Origin of the sequence: Flammeovirga yaeyamensis, from assembly GCF_018736045.1 — a bacterium.
Lineage (GTDB): Bacteria > Bacteroidota > Bacteroidia > Cytophagales > Flammeovirgaceae > Flammeovirga > Flammeovirga yaeyamensis.
On the sequence record NZ_CP076132.1, the window covers coordinates 4,055,039 to 4,080,520 of the forward strand.

Here is a 25,482-nt window from a genome sequence, read left to right on the forward strand (position 1 = left end):
ATTATCATAAATAATAGAAATATGACCTATTTATTCACATCCGAATCTGTATCTGAAGGGCATCCAGATAAAATTGCCGATCAAATATCGGATTCAATTTTAGATGCTATGTTGGCACAAGACCCTACTTCACGTGTGGCTTGTGAAACTATGGTTACTACAGGTTTAGCTGTAATTGCTGGAGAAATTACGACAAAAGCATATGTTGAAATTCCAGATGTTGTTCGTGAGACTATCGACAAAATCGGGTACAATAAAGAAGATTATTACTTCGCAGCTCACTCTTGTGGTGTTCAAGTAGCATTACATAGCCAATCTCCAGATATTGCTCAAGGTGTAAACGTGGGTGAAGGTGTTGATAAAGATCAAGGTGCTGGTGACCAAGGTATGATGTTTGGTTACGCTACTAAAGAGACGCCAAGCTATATGCCAATGGCACTTGCTTTCTCTCATGGTCTAGTAAAAAGATTAGCTGAAATCCGTAAAACTCAGCCTGAATTAATCGGTTATTTAAGACCAGATGCTAAGGCTCAGGTAACCATTGAATATAACGAGGACAATACTCCTAAAAGAGTACACACTATCGTTGTTTCTACTCAGCACGATGAGTTCCCTAATAAATCAGACGATGATGCATTGGCTCAAATTGCAGAAGATGTGAAAAAACACGTTATTCCTGCTGTTATTCCAAATGCTTTGATCGATGCAGATACTATCTTCCACATCAACCCAACAGGTAAATTCGTTATCGGTGGACCTCACGGTGATGCTGGCTTGACTGGTCGTAAAATTATTGTAGATACTTACGGTGGTAAAGGTGCTCACGGTGGTGGTGCATTCTCAGGAAAAGATCCATCTAAAGTAGACCGTTCTGCTGCTTATGCTGCAAGACACATTGCTAAAAACTTAGTAGCTGCAGGTGTAGCTGACGAAGCTTTAGTACAAGTGGCTTATGCTATTGGTGTTTCTACACCAGTATCATTGAACGTACAAACTTACGGTACTTCAAAAGTAGACAAAACAGATGCTGAAATTTCAAATATCGTTAACGAGCTTTTCGATATGCGTCCTAAGGCAATTGTTGATCGTTTAGGTCTTACTAACCCTATTTTCTCTCCAACGGCTGCTTACGGTCATATGGGACAAGAACCATATACTAAAGAAGTTGAGTTGGAAATCAGAAATATCGAAGAAAAAGACGGTAAGAAAGTAACGACTACTACAATCGAGAAAAAAGAAGTAGAATTCTTTACATGGGAGAAACTAGATTATGTCGATAAGATTAAATCTGCTTTCGGATTGTAATATTTTTCTATAAATAATATTATTTCTAAATCCTTGTTGGTAATTTCACCAACAAGGATTTTTTTATTTTACGATATATGCGTTTCACTCTTATACTTCTACTCCTATTATCTAACCTAATCACTTTTGCGCAATCAAGTGATAGTTTATCTATTCATCAAAAACCAAAAAATAGAAAAACTGTTGGCCTTGTTCTAAGTGGTGGTGGTGCAAAAGGTATTGCCCATATTACCGTCATCAAAGTTCTTGAAGAATATGGTATTCCAATTGACTATATTACGGGTACTTCTATGGGAGCAATTGTTGGTGGATTTTATGCTGCAGGTTACACCACTGATGAATTGGAAATGTTTATCAGAGACCCTCAATTCCAAGATTGGGTATCAGGTAAAGTCAATACCGACGATCAATTTTATTTTGGTCGACAAGAAAGAGGAGCTGAATGGGTGAACTTTAATATTGAATATGATTCCATCTATGGTTTATCATGGGATCCCACAATTATCCCTACTGGTCTACTGAATTATAACCTTTCTGCCCGCCTTTTTAAACGCTCCAAAGAAATTGATTATGATTTCGATAATCTAGATGTTCCCTTTAGAGCCGTAGTATCTGATATCTTCGAAAGAAAAGCCATTGCCGTGGGTGAAGGAGATTTAATGAGTGCTATTCGTGGATCTATGGCTGTACCATTGGTCTTTTCTCCAGTAAAAATCCAAGATAAATATGTATATGATGGTGGTATCTACAACAACATCCCTGTAGATGTCATGAAGGAAGAATTTAATCCCGACATGGTCATTGCGGTTAACCTTGGTGCACATGATATGTTTGAAGAATATCCTTATGATAGAGATGAAGAACTTATCAAAGGCAATGTTTTAAAGTTCATTGTCATGAATAACACCTACCCCAAAGAACTTGACGATAAAGAAGATATTTATTTAGGTGTTCCTGTTGATGAATATTCTGCAGCTGATTTCACTCCAGTAGACTCTTTGCTGGCCATCGGCGACAGGTATGCTAGAACAATGATCGACTCCGTCGTTAAAGTTTATGGTGATGATCAACCAAAAGTTAAACCTCGACCAAGTCGTTTCAATTCGTTATATGATCCACAAGAGGAAGTGGTGAGCCATGTAAACTTAGGTGATAATCTCAGTTTTGGTCAAAGATTATTTGTGAGAAACATTGTAAAGCCTAATCGTAGAAAAAAGGCATCCATGGAAGACCTTTACCAAGGGTACAGTATGCTTCTTTCTAATAATTACTTCAATAACCTTGATGCCTATTTTTATTACGACAGCTTAGATGATGACGCAAAATTACATATTGATGTTGTCCCAAATAAAAAGGTTCGACTAGGTGTGGGCGGTAACATTGCAACGAGAAACATAGGTCAGTTTTATGTAAATGCTCAATTCAATGTCTTTACCAGATCATTAAATACGGTAAGAGTGAATGCTATGGGTGGATCCTTCTACAACTCTTTCCGTGCTGAAGTAGAGTCCTTATATGCTAAAAGACTTCCATTCTCATTAGGAGCAGAATTTATTCATAACCGATGGAATTATGCCAATGCTTCTGAACTCCTTTTCGAAAAACGAAATAGTTTAAACACCCTTCGAAAAGACAATTACTTTGGCGGTAAAATTAGCACAGCCCTAGGAAGACAATATAAAATATATGGTTTTGGAGGTTACTTCTGGAATGAAGACAATTATGATCAGATTTTCCTAGTGGATGCAGGTGATGGTTCCGGAAATCAAGTTTCTACCAATTTAATAGGATTAGACAAACACAAAGGTTTCCTATTTGGTGGGGCTTGGGAAGCAAATTCCCTAAACCGCAAACAATTCCCTGATAGAGGTCGACACGTCAAAGTTTCAGGAAAATACATTCTTTCTGATAATGATTTTCAGGTAGAACTTTCAGAAAAAATTAGTGGATCAATAAATAGAGATTGGTTTACACTTCAGGCACAATATGAACAGTATTTCAATCTTAAATTTTTAACTCTTGGTGTAAGAGGTCATGCTACTTGGTCAGATTATCAACCATCTTTCAGTACACCTTCATCTGTGGCCAATGCACCTGCTTATTATCCTTTAGTGGATTCTAAAACCATATTTAATTTTACCTTTAGAGGCCCTCGATTTATTGCAGGTGGTATAAAATTAATGAAATCCGTATTCACCCCTAACCTTCAATTATTAATGGAGGGACATATATTCACCACAGACACAAGGTATTCATCTGACAAATTCTCTGTTGTTCCAGAAGTGACAAAACACTCTTTTTTCTCTAGTGAAAGCACAGATTATGCCGCTTCAGGATCTATCATTTATCACTCACCCATTGGCCCATTAAGCTTTTCAGTAAGTCACTATAACGAAAAAGACTACGAGTTGATGTTCTTATTCAACATCGGTATTATTCTTCATAATAAGAGGATGTTGGAAGAGTAAAAACTAGTGAAGAGCGGGTTTAAATTAAAAATGAAAAGTTAAAAATGAAAAACGTAGTTAGTTAAACTATTCGTGGGTGGTTCGTGTACCTCTCTGCCTAAAACGAGCGTTAGCTTAACATTTCACGTTTTTCATTCTTCATTTTTAACTACCAAAAGTATTTAAATGGAATAACACGAAAAACTTCAAAGTCCACTTACATTAAACGAGCGTTGACTCAACATCTCACGTTTTTCACTTTTCGTTTTTAACTTTTAACTACCAAAAGTATCTAAATTGAATAACACGAAAAACTTCAAAGTCCACTTACATTAAACGAGCGTTGACTCAACATCTCACGTTTTTCACTTTTCATTTTTAACTTTTAACTACCAAAAGTATCTAAATGAAATAACACAAAAAGACTTTAAAGCCCACTTACATAAAACGAGCGTTGACTTAACATCTCACGTTTTTCACTTTTCATTTTTAACTTTTCACTTAACTTTAGTTTCTTGCAAGCATTTGCGAACGATGACTATCTAGTTTGATAAACGTAAACAACATCATTGTAAATGCCCAGAGGGAGGATCCTCCATAACTGAAGAACGGTAATGGGATACCGATTACAGGAAAAATACCGATGGTCATTCCCATGTTAATCATAAAGTGAATGAAGAATACGCAGGAGACGCAGTAGCCGTAGACTCGTGCGAATGTAGATTTCTGTCGTTCTGCTAATATGATTAATCGTATAATTAAGGCGGCAAATAGGCCTATTGTAATTAAACTTCCAATCCATCCGTGTTCTTCTCCAATAGTACAGAAGATAAAATCGGTTGATTGTTCAGGTACGAAATTAAACTTTGTTTGTGTCCCTTCTAAGAATCCTTTTCCTGCAAGTCCACCAGAACCAATGGCAATTTTCGATTGGTTTACTTGGTAACCTACTCCTAGTGGATCGATTTTAGGGTTCACTAAAACTTCAATCCTTTTTCTTTGGTGAGGACGCATCACGTCATACATAATGAAGTCGATACCTTCTGTAAATAGGAAAGATAGTGTACCAAATCCGACGACTAAAAACAGGAAGAGTTTACTTTTCTTTGTGTAAATAAGATAAATGATGGCAATGATAGTCATACCACCCAATAATGCTACGGCACTTAAAGTGTCTGTAACCAGTGCAGTAACAAATAAGAATACTAACCAAAGTCCGACAGCCATAATCCACCACGGCATGCCCTCTCTGTACAACATCAAAAAGAAAGCAGCGAATACCAATGCCGATCCTGTATCTTTTTGAAGCATTACCATTCCAAATGGAATCAATATTATTGCGACTGAGCTTAAAAATCCATCCCATTTTTCAATCTTAACGGTAGGATTATCGATATACCGGGCCAATGCTAAGGCTAAGGTAAATTTGGCAAATTCGGAGGGTTGTATTCGTATAAAACCTATCTTGATCCAAGATGTGTTACCACCTGCAGAGTGACCGAAAACCAAAACGAAGGTCAGCATGAGCAAGGTGATGATAAATGCGGGATAGGCGATGGTACTGAACAACTTAAAGTCGACCACCATAATAACAAAGGCGATGAGTAGTGCACCTCCAATCCACATCAATTGTTTACCTGAATTGAGTGAAATAGAAAAAATACTTGTAGGGGCATCTGGCTGATAAACGGCAGCATAGATGTTGAGCCAACCAACTATCACCATAGTGATGTAAATAAATACCGTTAACCAATCGACATTTGTTTTACCGGTGCTTTCACGCATTTTCTTAGGGGATCTATAAAGTAAGAAACGATATCAAATGATCGTTTCGATGAAAATCAAAAAATATAAATACAAAAAAAAGTCCTCAGAACTTATAAAGCAATTCTGAGGACTTAATATAATTAGATTTCCGATTAATTTTGAAGCATTTTCAAAATTGTCGTCAATTTTCTCTTTAACTCTCTACGGTTAACGATTAGATCCACAAAACCTTGTTCTTGTAAGAACTCAGCAGATTGGAATCCTTTTGGAAGATCTTTACCGATAGTCTCTCTAATTACACGAGGACCTGCGAAACCAATTAAAGCACCTGGCTCAGCAATATTAATATCACCCAACATTGCGTAAGATGCAGTAACACCTCCTGTAGTTGGATCAGTTAATAAACTGATGTATGGTAAACCAGCTTCTTCTAGTAAAGCTAACTTTGCTGAAGTTTTTGCCATTTGCATTAATGAAAAACCTGCTTCCATCATACGAGCACCTCCAGATTTAGAGATCATCATGAAAGGCATTTTGTTCGCAATTGCGTGGTCAATACCTCTTGCAATTTTTTCACCTACAACAGAACCCATAGAACCACCGATGAAGCTAAAGTCCATACAGCTTACTACTAAGTCTAAACCGTTTATTTTACCGTAAACAGTTCTACATGCGTCTTTTAGTTCTGATTTCTTTTGAGAAGCAGCAATTCTATCTTCGTAAGATTTGCTGTCCTTGAAATTCAATGGGTTTCCAGAAGTCATGTTTTCATCTAACTCTGTGAACTCATTGTCATCAAAAATGATCTCAAAATACTCTTTAGATCCTATTCGTACGTGGAATTCATCATCAGGACAAACGTAAGCATTTTCACGAAGTTCCTGCATATGTATGATCTTGCCTTGGTTAGTTTTGTACCAAAGGCCGTCTGGTGAATCTTTCTTTTCAGATGTTGGAGTTTGTATCCCCTGTTCTTTTCTTTTGAACCAAGCCATAAGAATATATATAAACTTGTGTAAGAATTTTAGTTTATTGTAATCGAAATTACATTCGAACCGTAAAGATATTCATTAAGTCTTCACATAAAAAACTTATTGTATGTTTGCATAACAAAATTGTAAAGATTTAATAGTTTTTTTTATAAAAACAGTTCTTCTGAGCGGCAAATAAATTCAAAATAGTTGATTTCCAAATATTCTTTAATAATTGACAATATTTCTTCTATGCTTAATATTTAGTAAAACTATTGATTAATGTGTTCGTATTAACATTACTAAAGTCACCAAAATTCTACTACCAATATAGGTTTAAGAGTTGTATATTTGTGGCTGCTATTGTTCACACGTGTGTGTGACGCTATCATAAATTATTCAAATTATAATTATGTCTTTCAACATTAATGATATCAAGCCAGGTGTAATCACTGGTGAGGACGTAGAAAAAGTATATCAATACGCACTAGAAAAAGGTTTTGCTCTTCCTGCAGTAAACTGTGTAGGTACTAACTCAGTAAACGCTGTTATGGAAACTGCTGCGAAATTGAAAGCTCCAGTTATTATTCAGTTCTCAAACGGTGGTGCTTCTTTCTACGCTGGTAAAGGCATTAAAGGTGAAGGTCAAGCAGCTGCAATCGCTGGTGCAATCGCCGGTGCTAAGCACGTTCACGAATTGGCTGAGCAATATGGTGCTCGTGTTATCTTGAACACTGACCACTGTGCTAAAAAATTACTTCCTTGGATCGACGGTCTTTTAGACGCATCTGAAAAATTCTATGCTGAGACTGGTAAGCCATTATTCTCTTCTCATATGATCGACCTTTCTGAGGAGTCATTAGAAGAAAACATGGAGATCTCTGGTAAATACTTCGAGCGTATGGCTAAAATGGGTCAAACTCTTGAGATCGAATTAGGTATCACTGGTGGTGAGGAAGATGGTGTTGACAACTCTGATGTTGATCCTTCACGTCTTTACACTCAACCTTCAGAAGTTGACTACGCTTACGAGCAATTAGGTAAAATCGACCACAAATTCTTAGTAGCTGCATCTTTCGGTAACGTTCACGGTGTATACAAGCCAGGTAACGTGAAGTTGACTCCAACTATCTTGGACGATTCTCAAAAGTTCATCTCTGAGAAGCACGGTACTGACACTAAGAAGCCAGTTAAATTCGTATTCCACGGTGGTTCTGGATCTTCTTTAGAAGAAATTCGTGAAGGTATCTCTTACGGTGTAATCAAAATGAACATCGATACTGATACTCAGTGGGCTACTTGGGATGGTATCCGCGGTTATGACGCTAAATACCACGATTACCTTCAAGGTCAAATCGGTAACCCAGAGGGTGCTGACGAGCCAAACAAGAAATACTACGACCCACGTAAGTGGTTAAGAGTTTCTGAAGAGTCAATGATTACTCGTTTAGAGCAAGCATTCGCTGACTTGAATGACGTAAACATCTTCCAAGACTAAGTCTAGAGGGTTTTAGATATTAAAAAAGGTGATCTCATTTAGTTGAGATCACCTTTTTTATTATATCAAAATCTTATTATTTATTCTTACCACTTATCATTTCAGAAATAATATTCTTCTGATCGGTTAATTCTGCTGCTACCACTCCTACCAAGTGAATCACTAAGAAACCAACCAAGTAGTATAACGATAATTTATGCAGATCTTCCATTAATTCATGATCGCCAATATCATTAATAATAAACATACCTGTTAATAATGATGCTGCGACAAGCACATAGAATAATGCATACAACACCCATTGGAATTTTTCTTTTCCTGTAGCCTCAGAAGAAGAAATTGTGGTCAGTTTAATTCCTCTCTCTTTGATATTCAATAAGACTCTTAAAGATAAAAGTCCGATCATCAAATAGCCAGCATAAATGTGCCATGTCCACATCTGTCCACGAATTACTTTGGCAATTTTTACGGAATCTTTTTTGGTGATGGAAATATCAAGATTTGATAATTGTTCAGTAATAATATCACTCATAAGATATTTATTCATCCAATTCATTCTTAAAAAAATTGTCAGAGTGATGAATAACATAGTAAATGCAATCAGCCAATGTAGAATTCTATGTGGTGCTGAAAAATTATTGTTTGTCATAGTGAAAAAAATTTAGCGCTTGGTGATAAAAAGAAGAGTACTAATTTGATTAGATTTCATAATCCGGCATCTTCCATTTTCCTTTCAATTTATATAGATTTTTTTTAATGAAAGGCATATCCTCATAATTACGTTTAGGAATACTTAAAACCTGAGGGTCAATATTTTTGATCTTATTGGTAATGTCTTCTTCATTGGTATTCTTCTCAAAGAATTCAGCTAACACTTGCCTAAATTCTTTAAAATTCCAATAATGATATATACTATCCTCAGCACTCTCAACTTTTGCTGATTGATTGAATATAGTTGTAAAAGCAAACTGTTCGACAATATGTTTTTGATAAGAAGGATACATATCATCAGTCATAGTTAATACTTTTTCAATAAGGTCATTATATCTAGAATTCCAACCTAAAACCCCAGCATTCCACATCTCATTATTGAACTTTTGATGTTCATAATTAGTATCAAGATGTTTCTTCAGCTTTTTAAAAACCAAGTTTTTAGAGGCTTTAGTTATTTCGCCTTCATTCTGATGCATTATCAAATGTCCATTTTGGATAGATGTAAATAAAACATCTGGTGATGTAATAAAAGTTGTATCAGTGTCAAGGTATAAATAATTGATATTTTCATTACCATATTTATGAATAGTATCTTGAATTACCTTAATCTTTACTCTATGAACAAAATTAAATTCTCCCTTCCATTTCTGAATTGTATCCTGATCAATAGAACAATAATTGATATTTAACCTCTCAGGTAGGAGCGAACTGAAGACCTCTTTTTGATCAGTATAAATCACAATCTGGTCAACATCACTTTTAAAAGTATGCAGAGTATAAATGCTATAAATACATTCATATAAGATCTCTTTTAATCCGTACGCTTGATATATAAGGATATTCTTGCTCATAAAATGAATTTACAAATAGGGCTGTATCAAAAACCCCAGATTTAAATCCGGGGTTATTGATACAGCCTTATTATTTTACTATTTTTTAAACTGATCCAATCGATTACCATTCGATCTTACGACCATATCTGCAATAGTTAAAGCAGACATCGCTTCTACGATTGGTACAGCTCTCGGAACCACACATGGATCGTGACGTCCTTTTCCAGAAACAGTGGCAGCATTTCCTTCTTTATCGATAGAATCCTGATCGACCATAATCGTCGCTACAGGTTTAAATGCTGTTCTAAAATAAATATCTTCTCCATTGGAAATACCACCTTGGATACCGCCAGATAAGTTGGTTTTAGTTCTTACTTTACCACTCTCATCTGTATAAAAGGCATCGTTGTGAGTAGATCCTCTTAGTTTCGTGCCCTCAAAGCCGCTTCCGTATTCAAAACCTTTACAAGCATTGATACTTAGCATTGCTTTACCTAATTCAGCGTTTAAACGATCGAAAACGGGTTCACCAAGACCTGCTGGCACACCAGAAATTACACATGATACAATACCTCCGATAGTATCTCTATCCTTACGTACTCCATCAATTAGTTCGATCATTTGCTCTGCCTTTACAGGATCAGGACAACGAACAATATTTTTCTCGATTTCATCAAAATCAAATGTTGAGTAATCATCTGAAACCCTTACGTCTCCTACTTCAGATACGTAAGCGTGGAAATCGATTCCTAAACTCTTTAAAAATAATTTAGCGACTGCACCTGCTGCTACACGAGCCGCAGTTTCTCTTGCAGAAGATCTTCCTCCTCCTCTATAATCTCTCACTCCATATTTTGTATGGTAAGTGTAATCAGCGTGGGATGGTCTGAAAACATCTTTAATGTGAGAGTAATCTTTACTTCTTTGGTCTTGATTCCAAATCAATAAAGCGATAGGTGTCCCTGTAGTTACCTCTTCGAAAACGCCAGATAGAACTTCTACGCTATCTGCCTCTTTTCTTTGAGTCGTAATCTTAGACTGACCAGGTTTTCTTCTATCTAATTCTTTTTGGATATATTCTAGGTCAAACGGTACGCCTGCTGGGCATCCATCAATGGTTACACCAATCGCACGACCGTGAGATTCTCCAAAAGTTGTGATTCGAAATGCTTTTCCAAACGTATTCATTACCTAATTTGTTAGTTCTGACACAAAAATATGATCTTTTTTTATTATAAACTGAACTGACTTAAAAATAATATCCTCAGTAGGTTATGTTCACATCAATTTTGTCAAATTTACAATCAAATAACTGTTTAATTGTAAATATTTCACAATTAAAAGTTGATTTCTTATAAAACTGTGAATTATTTATAACCGTTCAATCGTTATTAATTCCAAAGAAACACACTTTAAGACATGAAGTTAAAATAAATTTGGTTTTGATGAGTATTTCTAAAATTGTTCAAGTTATATTTGTGAGGTTTTTCACAAAAAACCTGATTTCGATGAAAAATTTCCTTGAACTTAGGTAAAACTAGAAATTTATGGAATACAGCTTCTTAATTTATGATGGAGTGATCACTGTAAAGTTAAAGGGGGATTTCCTTGGCCATCCCGAAGAGAAAAGTTTCATTAGAGACTCTAAACTTTTCACAAGGTCTGGAATTACCGACTTTATTATTGATGCCACTCATATTAATCATATGAACAGTGGAGGCTTGAGCATGTTAGTGAGATTATATACGGATATATCACAAAGAAATGGACGTATGTTATTGATCTCCTCACCTACTCAATTAACCAAGCTTTTAAAAATAACTAAGCTAGATAAGGTATTTCAAACTTCTAGTTCTAGAAGTAAAGCCCTACAGACACTGAGATTGTCGTAATCTCATTTCTATTAAATTAATACATATCAAAAATATAATTCATTCACAAGATGGATATTCTTTTAGGCATGCAGTGGGGAGATGAAGGAAAAGGCAAAGTTGTCGATGTCCTCGCTCCAAAATATGACGTTGTTGCACGTTTCCAGGGTGGACCAAACGCTGGACACACATTGGAATTTGATGGTAAAAAGTTCGTTCTGCATCAAATCCCTTCAGGTGTTTTCCAAGAAGGTACATCAAATATTATCGGAAACGGTGTTGTTCTTGATATTCGTATCTTCCGTGAGGAGATCGAAAAATTAGAAACAGCAGGTTATAAAGTGAAAGACAAAATCTTATTGTCGAAGAAAACTCACTTAATTATCCCTACACACCGTCTACTTGATGCGGCCTACGAGAAAAGTAAAGGTGATCAAAAAATTGGTTCTACTTTAAAAGGTATTGGACCAACTTACCAAGATAAATCAGCTCGTGTTGGTTTAAGAACTGGTGATTTATTCTCGGAAAACTTCCAAGAAAAATACGAAGCATTAAAAGCAAAGCATGTTGAAATCTTAAACTTCTATAAGTTCGATTTCTCTGAGATGCTTCCAGAAATGGAGGAAGAATTCTTCCAAGCTGTGGAGTACACAAAGACTTTAAACTTTGTCAACTCTGAGTACTTCGTAAACGATGCTCTTAAAGATGGTAAGAAAGTATTGGCTGAAGGTGCTCAAGGTTCTTTATTGGATGTTGACTTCGGTTCTTACCCTTTCGTTACTTCTTCTAACACATTTGCAGCAGGTGCTTCTACTGGTTTAGGTGTTGCTCCTAACGCTCAGAAGAACATCTACGGTATCTTTAAAGCTTATTGTACTCGTGTAGGTTCTGGTCCATTCCCAACAGAATTATTTGATAAAACTGGTGAGGATCTTCAAAACCTTGGTCACGAATTCGGTGCAACTACTGGTCGTCGTAGAAGATGTGGTTGGTTAGACCTTCCAATCTTGAAATACGCAGTAATGCTAAACGGTGCTACTGAGTTGTTCATGATGAAAGCTGACGTAATGAATACTTTCGAGGAAATCAAAGTATGTACTGAGTACTTATTAAAAGACGGTACAAAAACTACAGAGGTTCCTTACGACTTAGAAGACATCAAAGAGCCAGTGTATACTACGCTTAAAGGATGGAATCAAGAAGTAGATGTAAAACTTCCTTTCGAAGAGTTACCTCAAGCACTTCTAGATTACGTAAAATATATTGAAGATTATATCGGTGTTCCAGTCACTATGGTTTCTATGGGGCCAGATCGTGAGGAGACAATTATGAAGTAATCTTTTATTAAAGATATTTCAAGCCTTTCCATTTTTTGGAAAGGCTTTTTTTATGTATAATTTGTAGAATTAACTTATATTTTCTTAATAATTGAACTAATAAGAAACTTATCAATCAAATAAAGAGTTTTATGTAATACAGGACTACTTTATTAAACCATTATAATCATGGAAGTACAAAGCTTAATGGAACAATTAGTTGATTGCTTCAAGACTTTCAAAGATTCAAAAGTAATCTGTGCATCGAAAGATGGAGAGTTAATTGTTCCACAATCGGAAAAAGAGGCATTGGAATTAGTAAAAGCAGGATACACTGCTTACTTCCGACAAGACCTCAAAAAAGAACTAGGTACTGAAGACCTTTTCTATTAAAAAAAGCATGCTTCAAAAAATTGAAACATGCTTATTGAAAACCGCCCTAAACGTAAGTCTAGGGCTTAATTATGTCTTAAAGATTCTTATTCACAATTGTAGCGGATGCTTGTGCTGTTGGGTAAATCACCAAGTCAGCAATATTTACCGAACTTCTTCTTGATATCATAAAGAAAATCACATCTGCAATGTCTTCTGCGTACAAAGGGGTGTACCCTTGGTAAACTCCCTCAGCTTTTTCAGTATCACCTTTGAATCTTACTTCAGAAAACTCTGTATGTACCAATCCTGGATGTACCGCCCCCACACGAATACCGAATTCATTTAAATCGTATCTCATTGCTTCATTTAATGCATTTACTGCAAACTTCGACGCATTATAAACATTACCGTTAGGATAAACATCCTTACCAGCAATAGAACCAATATTAATAATGTGTCCAGATTTTCTTTCTGTCATCTGAGCAATAATAGCCTTGGAAACATATAACAAACCTTTCACATTAATATCGATCATGGCATCCCAATCATCTACATCTCCGTCTTGAATTGAAGATAAACCATGAGCATTTCCTGCGTTATTTACTAAAATATCTACCTGAGCAAAATCTTCTGGAAGGCTTTCTATCTTAGCAAATACATCTTTTTTATCTCTTACATCAAATGACAAAGTATGTACATCTGTTTTCTCACTTAATTGCGTTTTTAAAGTTTCTAAGCGATCCGCCCTTCTTCCACAAATAATTAAACGGATGCCATTATCAGCAAATAATTCTGCAGTTGCTTTACCTATTCCTGAAGTTGCGCCAGTGATTAGTGCCGTCTTTTTCATGATTTCTTTTTTTGAAAACACATCATCGACATCTCCATTACATGTTCTTCTGTCTCATGAGGAGGTAAATATCGATGAGCGATATGATGATTGAATTGATATTCTAAATTAGGATAATCTTTCTTAAATAAAGATTTGAGATGTTGTTCTCTCATATTCCACTGATGTGTAATTAACAACACATACCCATAATTTACGAGGGATTTTTCGATTCGATCAAATAATAAACTTTCATTATCTAAATCTTCGAACTGACAATGAATGACAGCATCAAGAAGTATTACCTGATAATTTTGATCAATGTTGTAGTCAAAGATATCGGCAACAATTCCTTTCACCCTATTATTTGATGTTGCTACAGTTTGATCAATCCCAACCTTAGAAAGGTCCACAGCTGTTACTTCGAAACCTAAGGCATCAGCCATAAGTGCATTACGTCCCTGCCCACTTCCAAGATCCAAAAGGTTCTTTTTCTCCTTTATATCTTCCAAAAATGCTTTTAGTTCTTTATAGCTATCACCAAAAGCATTTTTATTAAGATAGAACTGATCCCACTCTTTTATTTTATCAGTTTCCAAAGTTTATTTCTGTATGATCTCCTAAGTTTAAACTTTGTGCCACCCCTTTTAAAGTCGAATCGTGGCCGACCAAAGAGTTTTTCAGCAATAAATCTTTTAGATTTGTATAAGCCCCTATGATAGAATTACTGATATTACAATTTTCGATTTTAGCTTCTTCTCCAATCACTACATTTGGTCCTATAATAGAATTCTTAATGACAGTATTCTTACCAATTTTTACTGGAGGAATAATCACAGTATTTTTACTATTCACATCCTCTATTTTAGTGGCATTAAAATCAGGACGATTTAATAATGTAGCATTAGCCTCAAGCAAAGAATACTTTGCTCCGCAATCGTACCAATTTTCTACAAATTGAATATCAAACTCCACGCCCTCTTGTAACATTTTTTGTAAACCGTCGGTGATCACAAACTCATTATTTACCGTTTTATTACTCGCCAATACATAGCGCATAGCATCCAACAGTTTAGGAACATCTGTGATTTTATAAATTCCGACCAAACCAATATTTGATTTTGGAATAGTTGGCCTCTCTATAAACTTTCTAACTTTGGTTCCGTTTTTTAATTCAGTTACACCATAATCACCCGGCGTTTCTACTTTCTGAACACCCACTACAGAATTAGGTACCTTCAGCATTTGTTCGATGTCTATATTTACGATAGAATCTCCCAAACATATCATTACTTCTTTTTCTTCGAGAATGTGTTTCTCTGCAACCAACACAGCATGTGCAGACCCTTCTCTGGGTATCTGTACCACAAATTCGAATTTGATTTTAGTGTTTTTATAATTTTCTTGAATAAAGGATTCTATTCTAGCTCCCATATACCCAATGATAATAATAAACTCATCAAAACCTGTTTCTATAAATTTATCGATAATATGAGCGATAACAGGTTTTCCAGCTACTGGAAGTAATGCTTTAGGTTGCGTATTGGTAAGTGGCCTTAAATTCGACCCCCGACCCGCAACAGGGATTAATACTTTCATTTATATGGTATCGTTAGGTTTACAATCTTTTGATAAAAATAATTGTCCAACCTAGTAAATAATCAACTACTTTAAAGTAAAATGTAGTAATTTTGCTATTAGATATGAATGTATGTGATTTTGATCACAACATGAACTCTAAAGTTAACTCCAAGACAATAATTATATTGATTCAATTTGGGTGTTTACAGCTAAAAAACTAATTAAGAATTAACTATATTTCATTTAACTGTTCCACATCAAAAATTAGTCAATATTTGTCTGAGTACAAATTTATAACTTGGATTAAAAACTTAAAACCTAAATTTATTATCAAACTTAATTCGAATCTAATGAAAATGAGATTAATTTCTACTCTTTTTGTATTAGCAGCTATTACGTTTAGCTGTTCTTCAGGTGGCGGTTCAGAGAAATCTGATAAAAAAGAATACGCTAAAGTAACGAAAGAGGAATGGCAAATGGCCAAAAGAATGTTCGACCAACAGCCAGCTACTGCTCCGGTTAAAGACGACAATCCTTTAAATGATGCTAAGGTTAAATTAGGTCAGATGTTGTATCACGATACTCGTCTTTCTAATGATGGTAACATTAGCTGTAACTCTTGTCATAATTTAGCCACTTTCGGTGTGGATAACTTACCAACATCGCCTGGTGATACTCAAGTAAAGGGAGAAAGAAACTCTCCAACAGTATACAATGCAGCATTTGATTTCGTACAATTTTGGGACGGTCGTGCAGCAGATGTAGAAGAGCAAGCTTTAGGCCCCATCTTAAACCCTGTAGAACATGCAATGAAAGACGAGAAACAAGTAGTTTCTAGACTTTCTGAAGTAGCTGAATACGTAAAGCTTTTCAAAGAAGCATTCCCTAACGAGAAGAAACCTCTTACTTTTAATAATGTAGGTAAAGCTATTGGTGCATTCGAAAGAACACTAGTATTCCCTTCACGTTTTGACCGCTTTATGGAGAAAGAAACTTCTTCTTTCCTTTTAACAGCAAAGGAAGCTCAAGGTCTTAGAGATTTCCAAGAAGCAGGATGTACTACTTGTCATGCGGGCAACCAATTAGGTGCTCAGATGTATCAAAAATTCGGTTTGTATGGCGATTACTGGACAATGACTGGATCTAAACCATTAGCTTCAGGTCACTATGATGAAGGAAGAAAAGACGCTACAGGTAATGAATCTGATAAGTATTTCTTCAAAGTGCCTAGTTTAAGAAACATCACTAAAACAGCACCTTATTTCCACGATGGATCGGTAGCTAAATTAGAAGATGCTATTAAGATTATGGGTAAGCTTCAATCGAATAAAGATCTTAATGAGGAGCAAGTGAGCAACATTGCTGCTTTCTTGAAATCGTTAGAATCTAAGATTCCTGAAGATATTACAAAAGCTCCAGTTTTACCGTAACTGGATTAATTATTTTAGAATAGCATCATGGAGACATGGTGCTATTTTTTTGTCTAATGACAATTGAATAGGATAGCAAACACTCAAACATTCACCTTCTATAATACATTGAGATACTTTATATTGTGGAAAGTTTTTAAAAGTAATTTCAATTTGATTCTCCATTTCTACTATTGAATCGATCTCAAGAATAGTAAATGGTATCGTCAGACCAGTTTTTAAGCATTTCGATAATGCTTCTTTTGCAGACCAAAGTTTTATTTCAACATCAATGACTCCTTGTGCTAAGCAAAGCATTTTTTCCTGATAAGTAATCTGCCCCTTAGTTTTAGCAGACATTTCCTCTTGATTCGATTCCACATCAATCCCAATAATTAAATCACTCGGAAAAAGAATTGAAGCAATATGACTTTGAGAATGAGCTATTGAGCATTCCCATCCTTGAAAAGATGGATGCTTTATAAATGGTTGTTCAAAAATCCCTTTCCCAATTTCAATTTGATGTGCTTTGATCGGAACAATACTAATTAAAAGCTGTTTTAAGACCTTTCTACCTGATAAAAACGTCTGTTTCCTTCTTTCTAAAAGAGTATTAAAAAAAGATACTTCCTTTGGATGTAACCAACGATTAGCTTCTTCTTTATCTATATCAAATAGTTTGTGAAAAGTAAATGGACAACAAAAAGTATCCGAATTGGTTGAGTTCGTAAAAGTTAAGTTTATCATATTAAAAAAGGGGACTGAAAGATCAGCCCCCTCTCACTCAAATTAATCTATCAATTCTTTTGATAATAAATTTTCTGCTACCTTATTCAAGATAAATTCCTTATTTCTTGATAAGAACCAGTGGTCTCCATGCAATACATGAAGCTCAAAAGCACTGTTTGTATGTTGTTCCCATGGTTTCATCTCCTCAGGCAACACAACTTCATCCTCTTCTGCTGCAAAAGCAGTAATTGGCCAAGTAAAGTTGTCTTTATCCTGATAGTCGTATCCCATGATTAACTCCATATCTTTTCTCATAACAGGAAGAATCTGACGAACGAATGCTTCGTCGTCGATGTATGACATTAATCCCATTAATTTGGTTTCTGAATTTGTTTCATCGGCAGTCTTATGAATGGTATCTCTTTCATTTCTCCAAGTCGGAGTAAGATGAGCTGAGATTGTTCCAGATACAAATGAGTGTTCTGGACAAAGCTGATGTTTTTCTCTCAATCTATGTTGTAATTCATAAGCTAGGATACCTCCAAAACTATGACCATAGAAAGCAAAAGGTTTATCTAGTAGAGGTAGAATTTGTTTTTCTAACTCATCAATAACATCAAAGAATTCAGTGAAGTAAGTTTCATCTTTTCTATTTTCTCTACCCGGCAATTGAACTGCATAAACATCAATATCATTATGTGCCTCATAAAGGAAATGATTAAACATTGATGCACCAGCTCCCACCGGATGGAAACAAAATAAACGAACACGAGCATCATCTTCTCTCTTACGGTGAACAAACCACTTATCACCAAGAGTTTCCAAATCTTCTGCGTCTTCAATACCAGAAATATCTGTTGTAATTTCAGGTACTTTTTCTTCTGTCGTTTCAGTTTCAAATCCTTTGATAAGATCTTCTGCTAATTCAACTAAAGAAGGTCCTTTTGCGATTTTCATCAATGGATAGTTCACTTCCAATTTCTGAGAGATCCAGTTTCTAATTTGGTTCTGCATTAATGAGTCAAGACCCATTTTTGAAATTGGTGTTGGAATATCCACTTTTTCAGGTGATGTACCTAGAATCTTAGCCAATGCATGTTGCAATTGCTCTTGTAAGAAAGTATGTTTTTCTTCACCATCTTTAGCAATTACCTGATCTTTTAAAGAACCTCCTGCTCCAGAACCATCTGCACTATCAGAATTCATTAATTCTGCAAAACGCATATCTGTAGCTAATTGAGGGAAGAAATCCTTGAAACGTTTAAAGTCCAAGTTGGCGACCATTCTTTGTGTACTTCTCTGCAAGATAATTTTTGAGAATGTCTCTCTAATCTGTTTCAGAGTTAACATAGTCCAACCTTGGGCTTCTAAGACATCAATAACTTGACCTCCGTCTTTTGACATACCCGCATAATCTCCCAATACACCTAGATTAACAGAGTTACCTGCCAAGCCTAATGTCTGACGATAAGTTGCTAATCTATCCAAGAAGTTATTTGCTGATGAATAGTTTGCCTGACCAGGAAGACCAAATACAGCAGAAATTGAAGAGAACGACAAGAAGAAATCTAAGTCGTGGCCCAATGACGCTTTATGTAAAGCCCATCCACCCATCGCTTTTGGAGAGTAAACTCTCATGAAACGATCTGAATCAAGATTCGGCATAGTACAATCATCTAATACTGCTGCTGAATGCACGATACCTTTAATTGGTAAGGCTACTTCTTCAAAAATTGTCTTGAGCGTTTCCTCGTTGGTGATATCCACTTTAGGTAATTGAATTTTCACACCCAATGACTCCATGTAAGCAATCACTTCTTTATCATAATCAGATTTAGCACCTGATCTAGATAATAGAATCAATTCACCTGCTCCATTTTCAGCAATCCATTTTGCTACCTCTAGACCGAATCCTGAAGCACCACCTGAAACAACGTAGGCCGCATTTTTATCAAATTTCAGATCATTTGCAGGTAAAACATCTACCGCTTCATCCGGCATAGAAACAATCACTTTACCGATATGTCCTACTTGAGATAAATATTTTAAAGCATCGCCAGCTTCAGAAACTGGGAATACCTTTAATGGATGACCTTCAACCTTTTCTTCTTTGAATAGATCTGTAACTTCTTGATATAATTTGGCTGCTAATTTTGGTTTTTGAGCCATCAAACGGTCTAAATCAACCACGTGGAAAGAGATATTTTCTCCGAAACGTTTTAATGGAAGTTTAGAATTATTGTAAATATCTGCTTTACCTACTTCAACGAAAGTACCAAACGGTGCCAAACACTTAAACGATTGCGTAATTGCTTTACCAGTTAAACTGTTTAAAACAACATCAACACCATAACCATTCGTGTCTGCCTTAATTTGATCTGCAAAATCTAATGATCTTGAGTTATAAATATTTTTGATTCCAATTGAACGTAGATATTCACGTTTTTCTTCAGAACCTGCAGTTGCATAAATCTCTGCTCCTACATGTTGTGCCAATTGAATGGCTGCTAAACCTAAACCACCTGTTGCTGCATGGATTAAGACTTTATCGCCTTCCTCTATATGAGCCAAATGGTTTAACCCATAATGAGCAGTTAAATAAACAACAGATAATGAAGCCGCTTTTTCCCAATCTAAATTCGACGGTTTTGCGACAACACAATGCGATGGAGCAGTTGTAACACCTGCTAAACTATAAGCTGCCCAAGCGATTACTTCGTCCCCAACTTTTACATGAGAAACTCCTTCTCCAACTTCTGTAACAATACCAGAACATTCTAAACCAAGAGTATCTTCTGCAACACCACCTGCAACAGCTTCTTGAGAAAGAATTCCCATGCCATTTACAACATCCTTAAAGTTTAGACCCGTTGCTTTTACAGCAATGCGAACCTCTTCTTTTTGGATTGTTTCAGGATAGAATTCTCTTAAAGCTAAACTGTTTAAAATACCATTTTCTCTTACTTCCGCACGGTAAGCAGAACCAAAAGCATTCATTTGTTTTGGTGCTCTTTCATCCGCTATATCACCATCAACAGCTACTAATCTTCTGGTATATACTTCGTTATTTCTAACTGCAAATTCTGATTCCTCTTCTTTTCCTTCTTGTTTGGTAGAAATGATATTTACCAACTTATCGAAATCCTCATCAGTAGTATCTTGACTAAGATCTATAATTCTTACAGGTAATAATGGGAATTCATTTTTAGCAACACGACCAATGCCATAAATAGGAGATTGAGCCAATTGAATTGCGTTCTCTTCTTGAAGTACTTTTTCAGAACCTGAAGTGATTAACCAAGTAGGTACTGTTAGATCTTTCCCTCCTATAGTTCTCACCAAGTTTAGAGTAGACATACTAAAGTCCTCTTGCAATTGAGTAAAGATCTCCAACGTATCCTTCTCTGAAGTCTGAACATCAAATGGCCATAAGTAGACTATATGCTGAAGATTTTGACCAACAGCATCAATCATATCTTCATAATGTGCCAATTCTCTAGGGTTGATAGTGAACTTCGTATTATTAGCATTAGAATAATTCAACCCTCTTGTTACCGTAATAACTTCACCACCATTATCTTCTAACTTTTTAGAGATCGATTGATGAATACCCTTATTATCGGCAAATACTAAATATTTACCTTTAGCGTTTTCATCATTCAGAATTTCCTCTTCAGGAAGTACCCACTGATATTCATAACAAGGTTTATAGATTTCATTCTTGCTTTCCCCTCTTGAACCTTCAATATACTTTCCTTTAAAACCTTGAATTTCTGCTACTAACGTACCATCCTCATTATATACTTGGAAGTCACCATTCAAGTAAGCATCAGTACATTCAGTTACCGTAACATGAGTATATACTTTCTTATTTGGTTGAGCAAAAACTTTAAAACGATCAATCCCTACAGGAAGGTAAATTCCTCTTTTTGCTTCTGCTTCATTTTTCTTAGCTGCAAAAATGGTATGCAAGCAAGCGTCCAATACAGCAGGATGTACATTATATCTTTCAACACCGTATTCTATAGAATCATGAAGTGTAACTTCTGATAAAACTTCATCTTTGGCAGTCCATAATCCAGTAATTGCTCTGAAAGTATCACCATAAAGAAGACCTGCACTTTTTAACTCGTTGTACATTGGTACAATCGGCATTCTTCTATTGATTCTTTCTTTAATTTGGTTGATATCAGAAGGAGAAGAGATAAATTGATCTCCTAAAGCATTGATCTTACCAAAAGAGTGTTTTGTCCATTCAGCATCTTCTTGATTTCTAGGTTTAGTAGAAATAGTATAATCGCCTTCAGTTGAACTAATTTCTAATCTTACATGTGGCATTTCACCATCATCAGGTAAGAATAAGGCGTTCTCGAACGTTACATTTTCTAGGAAACCAAATTTTTCACCAAAAGAGGCCTGACCAACAGCTGTCGCAATTTCTAAGTGTCCTGTACCAGGGAAAATAATTACATCATCCACTTGGTGATCAAGAATATATGGCTCTTCATTTTTATCCAATTGGATATCCCAAATAAAGTTTCCTTTATTTACATTAGAAGCAACATTACTATTCAACATTGGGTGTACTTTCGTACCTGTTCTTTTCGCTTTATGCTCTTCAGTTTCAAACCAGAAAGATTCCTTTTGCCATTGATATTTTGGTACAGCTACTTTCTTTGTTGCTCCAGAACATACTTTCTCCCAAGGTAAAGCATAATTCAATGAATACACTAACCCTAAGTTTTGCATAAAGATTTGCTTTTCAGCTTCTTTACGTCGAATTGATGTAATTAGATGACCTTCTACCCCAGCTTCTTTTAAAAGATCTACAGCTCCAGTAGCCAATACCGGGTGAGGAGCGATTTCAACAAAAGTATTGAAACCATCTTTGATCATTTCTCTAACGGCATCTGTAAAGTAAACTGATTCTCTTACATTTGAATACCAATATTCTGATACAAGGTGTGCACCCGATTCTTGTTTTCCTGAAACTGTAGAATAAAGAGCAATAGTTGCTTCTTGTGGTTGGATGTGTCTTAAATCCGAAATCAATTCATCTTTAAGAGGTTCCATATGATGTGAATGGAATGGAACATTTACTCTTAAGAATCGATGGAATATATCTCTTTTATCTAATCGCTCAGCAATTTTTTCTAGAGGAGCTTCATCACCAGAGAAAGTAAGCATTTTAGGACCATTGATAGCTGCAATAGAAACTACATCTTCCACACCAACAATCTCTTTTTGTGCTTCTTCAACAGTTAAAGCTGCTGCCAGCATTTTTCCTTTACCTGTTGCTTTATCCTGACCTCTCGAACGATTATAAATAACATCTACAGCTTGTTCTAAGGTTAATGCTCCAGAAGTATATGCAGCGGCTACCTCACCGATAGAGTGACCAACAACACCTTCAGGTTGCACACCTGCTGCTTTCCACATTTCCATTAGACCAATTTGAACAGCCATAATTGCTGGCTGAGCAATTCTTGTCTCAGAAATACGTGAATCTTCCTCAGATTTAACTAGTTCCTCTAATAAAGACCAACCTGCAATTTTCTGAAGAATGGTATCGATTTTTTCGATTACAGATTTAAATACAGGTTCTGTGGCTAATAATTGTCTACCCATTCCAAACCATTGAGGTCCTTGTCCTGAGAAGATAAAACCAACTTTAGGGTTGAAACCTGTATCTTCTGTAGAAACCATACCTACTCTGTTTTCATCATTTAGGTATGCTTCTAAAGCATCTAGTAATTCTTCTTTACTTGCTACTGCAATCGTTAAACGATATTTTAAATTTGATCTATATTGACCTAAATTATAGCATATATCTTGTAAACTTTCAGAAGATTCATTCAAGAAAGTGATATGGTTTTCTACCATTTTTTTCAATGCATTTTCTGATTGAGCAGAAATACAATACAATGAAATATCATCTTCCAATAAAGTCTCTTCTTTATTTTCTATTTGATTTTTTTCCTCATCATATCCTTCCAATACTGCGTGAGCGTTCGTACCACCAGCACCAAAAGAGTTAATACCTCCAATAATTTGATCAGAAGGCCAGTCCATTAACTGAGTGGGTACCTTAAGTTTCCACTCATTGAATTTGATACCTGGGTTAGGCGTCTCAAAGTGAAGGTTTTGAGGAATTTGTTTATTCTTAATTGACAAGGCCAATTTGATAATACCTGCAATACCTGCTGCGGCCTCCAAGTGTCCCATATTTGATTTCACAGAACCAATCACAAGTGGCTTTTCTTGATCTCTACCTTGTGAAAATACATTTCCAAATGCACTTGTTTCGATGGGATCTCCCACTTTAGTACCTGTACCATGAGCTTCTACAAAAGCTACTTCCGAAGGTGCTACACCTGCATTCTTATATGCTTGACGTAACATATCCGTCTGAGCTGTTGGATTTGGAACTGTAAATCCATCTTCAGTATAACCATCAGAGTTTACCGCTGTTCCTTTGATCGTAGCATAGATATCATCTCCATCTTTAATTGCCTTTGATAAGGGCTTTAATAAGATAACACCAACTCCTTCACTTCTTACATAGCCATTACCTCTAGCGTCAAAAGATTTACAATATCCATCAGGACATAAGAAGTTACCTTTGGACATCATTAATGATGACTCAGGACGAATCATTAAATTTACACCGCCAGCTAAAGCAAATTCAGATTCTTCATTCCAAATTGAATTACATGCTAAGTGTACGCCTACCAAAGAAGACGAACAAGCAGTATCTAAAGTAACAGATGGTCCTTTTAAGTCATATTGCCATGATAATCTATTCGCAATTGAAGTTAAAGACACACCCATTGGAACGTGTGGACTAACGTGATTTCTTTGAGCTTGAGAAGCTTGAATATCCCAATAGTCATTCATGAAAACTCCCATATAAACGGCAGTTTTCGATCCTTTAAAGTCCTCTAATTTCATACCCGCATCTTCTAATGCATTGTATGTTGTTTCTAAAAGTAGCCTTTGTTGAGGATCAATTCTTTCCGCTGTCTTAGGGAAAATCTTAAAGAATTCTGCATCAAATTTATCGATGTCTTTAATGAATCCTCCTTTCTTTTGTTTGATTTTTCCAGCTTTATCTGGATTTGGATCGTAGTATTCATCAATACTCCAACGATCTTCTGGAACATCTGTAATACCATTAAAGCCTGCTTTTAATGCTTTCCAAAAATCACTTGGGGAATTTACATCGCCAGGAAAACGACAACCTATACCCACAATGGCAATAGGTTCTTTCTGATTTGCTTGAAAGGACATGAGTAATTAATTAGAAGTTTTATAATTAGTTTATTGAAATTGATTATTAAAAAATTGTCTTAGTTTATCATTTCAATATTCAAATAACTCGATTCAGTTTAAAAAATGTCTGTCAGTTCATTTTGTTTTACAAATTAAAATTATGGTTTTTGAATTTCCATTCATTTAACATAAAATAAATTGTAATACCTATAAAATATTAAATTATTTCCCCATATAATACAATAATGAACGGTTATTCAATTTTATATTAATGTTAACAATCCAATAACACTTATATTAAATTGATTATTTTTAACTTTTTCTGAATTATTAATATTCTTCTATAATATCTTAGATTATTAAAAAAACTGATCAGAAATAAACAATTTACCATTAATTAATCTCTAATAATTAATAACTACCTAACAACAAACAACTAAACATCAAGCAAATAGAAATTGTAATATTTTCACAATAGATTATTTAAGCATTTTTTCAATATTCTCAGTATTGTTATAATTCACAAAATTTTAAGAAAACAAAAAAAGGCATCCCAAAGGATGCC

Annotated in this window: 17 protein-coding genes; 7 read left to right on the forward strand and 10 right to left on the reverse strand. The window is 35.4% G+C overall.

Annotated features, from left to right (window positions below; translation table 11 throughout):
* Positions 1–21 precede the first annotated feature (21 nt).
* Positions 22–1,305, forward strand: a complete 1,284-nt coding sequence (gene metK / locus KMW28_RS16005; protein WP_169662699.1) for a methionine adenosyltransferase — start codon at positions 22–24, stop codon at positions 1,303–1,305.
* Positions 1,306–1,382: 77 nt separating this feature from the next.
* Entirely contained in the window at positions 1,383–3,773 is a 2,391-nt protein-coding gene (locus KMW28_RS16010; RefSeq protein WP_169662700.1) for a patatin-like phospholipase family protein, read from the forward strand.
* A 486-nt stretch (positions 3,774–4,259) separates the two neighbouring features.
* On the opposite strand, the gene rodA is transcribed toward KMW28_RS16010, so the two are convergent.
* Together rodA and accD are read right to left on the reverse strand one after the other, a co-directional pair.
* Entirely contained in the window at positions 4,260–5,537 is a 1,278-nt protein-coding gene (gene rodA, locus KMW28_RS16015) for a rod shape-determining protein RodA (RefSeq protein ID WP_169662701.1), read from the reverse strand.
* 134 nt (positions 5,538–5,671) lie between these two features.
* Positions 5,672–6,514 (reverse strand): acetyl-CoA carboxylase, carboxyltransferase subunit beta, encoded by an 843-nt coding sequence (gene accD, locus KMW28_RS16020; protein ID WP_169662702.1) that lies wholly within the window; start codon positions 6,512–6,514, stop codon positions 5,672–5,674.
* Between the two features lie 388 nt (positions 6,515–6,902).
* On the opposite strand from accD, the gene fbaA reads away from it, so the two are divergent.
* A complete protein-coding gene (gene fbaA / locus KMW28_RS16025; RefSeq protein ID WP_169662703.1) occupies positions 6,903–7,988 on the forward strand; it encodes a class II fructose-bisphosphate aldolase in 1,086 nt (361 codons plus the stop codon).
* Between the two features lie 76 nt (positions 7,989–8,064).
* Here the strand turns inward: fbaA and KMW28_RS16030 are convergent, their stop codons facing one another.
* From KMW28_RS16030 to aroC, 3 genes are all read right to left on the reverse strand, one after another.
* Positions 8,065–8,637, reverse strand: coding sequence for a cytochrome b/b6 domain-containing protein (locus KMW28_RS16030; RefSeq protein ID WP_169662704.1), 573 nt, complete (start codon positions 8,635–8,637; stop codon positions 8,065–8,067).
* A gap of 49 nt (positions 8,638–8,686) precedes the next feature.
* Positions 8,687–9,553, reverse strand: coding sequence for a hypothetical protein (locus tag KMW28_RS16035; protein WP_169662705.1), 867 nt, complete (start codon positions 9,551–9,553; stop codon positions 8,687–8,689).
* A 78-nt stretch (positions 9,554–9,631) separates the two neighbouring features.
* Positions 9,632–10,723: a chorismate synthase gene (gene aroC, locus KMW28_RS16040; protein ID WP_066204622.1), complete on the reverse strand. Its 1,092-nt coding sequence runs from the start codon at positions 10,721–10,723 to the stop codon at positions 9,632–9,634.
* Positions 10,724–11,082: 359 nt separating this feature from the next.
* On the opposite strand from aroC, the gene KMW28_RS16045 reads away from it, so the two are divergent.
* The 3 genes from KMW28_RS16045 (at position 11,083) to KMW28_RS16055 (ending at position 13,115) form a co-directional block, all read left to right on the forward strand.
* Positions 11,083–11,427, forward strand: coding sequence for an STAS domain-containing protein (locus tag KMW28_RS16045; RefSeq protein WP_066204620.1), 345 nt, complete (start codon positions 11,083–11,085; stop codon positions 11,425–11,427).
* Positions 11,428–11,477: 50 nt separating this feature from the next.
* Positions 11,478–12,743, forward strand: a complete 1,266-nt coding sequence (locus tag KMW28_RS16050; protein WP_169662706.1) for an adenylosuccinate synthase — start codon at positions 11,478–11,480, stop codon at positions 12,741–12,743.
* Between the two features lie 168 nt (positions 12,744–12,911).
* Complete coding sequence (locus KMW28_RS16055; RefSeq protein ID WP_169662707.1) at positions 12,912–13,115, forward strand: hypothetical protein; 204 nt, start codon at positions 12,912–12,914, stop codon at positions 13,113–13,115.
* 76 nt (positions 13,116–13,191) lie between these two features.
* On the opposite strand, the gene KMW28_RS16060 is transcribed toward KMW28_RS16055, so the two are convergent.
* From KMW28_RS16060 to KMW28_RS16070, 3 genes are read right to left on the reverse strand one after another with little or no spacing between them, the layout of a single operon-like run.
* Entirely contained in the window at positions 13,192–13,947 is a 756-nt protein-coding gene (locus tag KMW28_RS16060) for an SDR family NAD(P)-dependent oxidoreductase (protein ID WP_169662708.1), read from the reverse strand.
* Entirely contained in the window at positions 13,944–14,525 is a 582-nt protein-coding gene (locus tag KMW28_RS16065) for a class I SAM-dependent methyltransferase (protein ID WP_169662709.1), read from the reverse strand. Before KMW28_RS16065 ends, KMW28_RS16060 begins: the two co-directional genes overlap by 4 nt.
* A complete protein-coding gene (locus KMW28_RS16070) occupies positions 14,515–15,525 on the reverse strand; it encodes a sugar phosphate nucleotidyltransferase (RefSeq protein ID WP_169662710.1) in 1,011 nt (336 codons plus the stop codon). The genes KMW28_RS16065 and KMW28_RS16070 overlap by 11 nt, the downstream gene beginning before the upstream one ends.
* A gap of 332 nt (positions 15,526–15,857) precedes the next feature.
* On the opposite strand from KMW28_RS16070, the gene KMW28_RS16075 reads away from it, so the two are divergent.
* The gene (locus tag KMW28_RS16075; protein ID WP_205958125.1) at positions 15,858–16,937 is read left to right on the forward strand and encodes a cytochrome-c peroxidase; all 1,080 of its coding nucleotides are present in this window, start codon (positions 15,858–15,860) and stop codon (positions 16,935–16,937) included.
* Between the two features lie 9 nt (positions 16,938–16,946).
* Here the strand turns inward: KMW28_RS16075 and KMW28_RS16080 are convergent, their stop codons facing one another.
* On the reverse strand, positions 16,947–17,663 hold the full coding sequence (locus KMW28_RS16080) for a 4'-phosphopantetheinyl transferase family protein (protein ID WP_169662711.1): 717 nt from the start codon (positions 17,661–17,663) through the stop codon (positions 16,947–16,949).
* Between the two features lie 42 nt (positions 17,664–17,705).
* Positions 17,706–24,935 carry a type I polyketide synthase gene (locus tag KMW28_RS16085; RefSeq protein ID WP_169662712.1) on the reverse strand — a complete coding sequence of 2,410 codons (7,230 nt, stop codon included), beginning with the start codon at positions 24,933–24,935 and terminating at the stop codon, positions 17,706–17,708.
* Positions 24,936–25,482 lie beyond the last annotated feature (547 nt).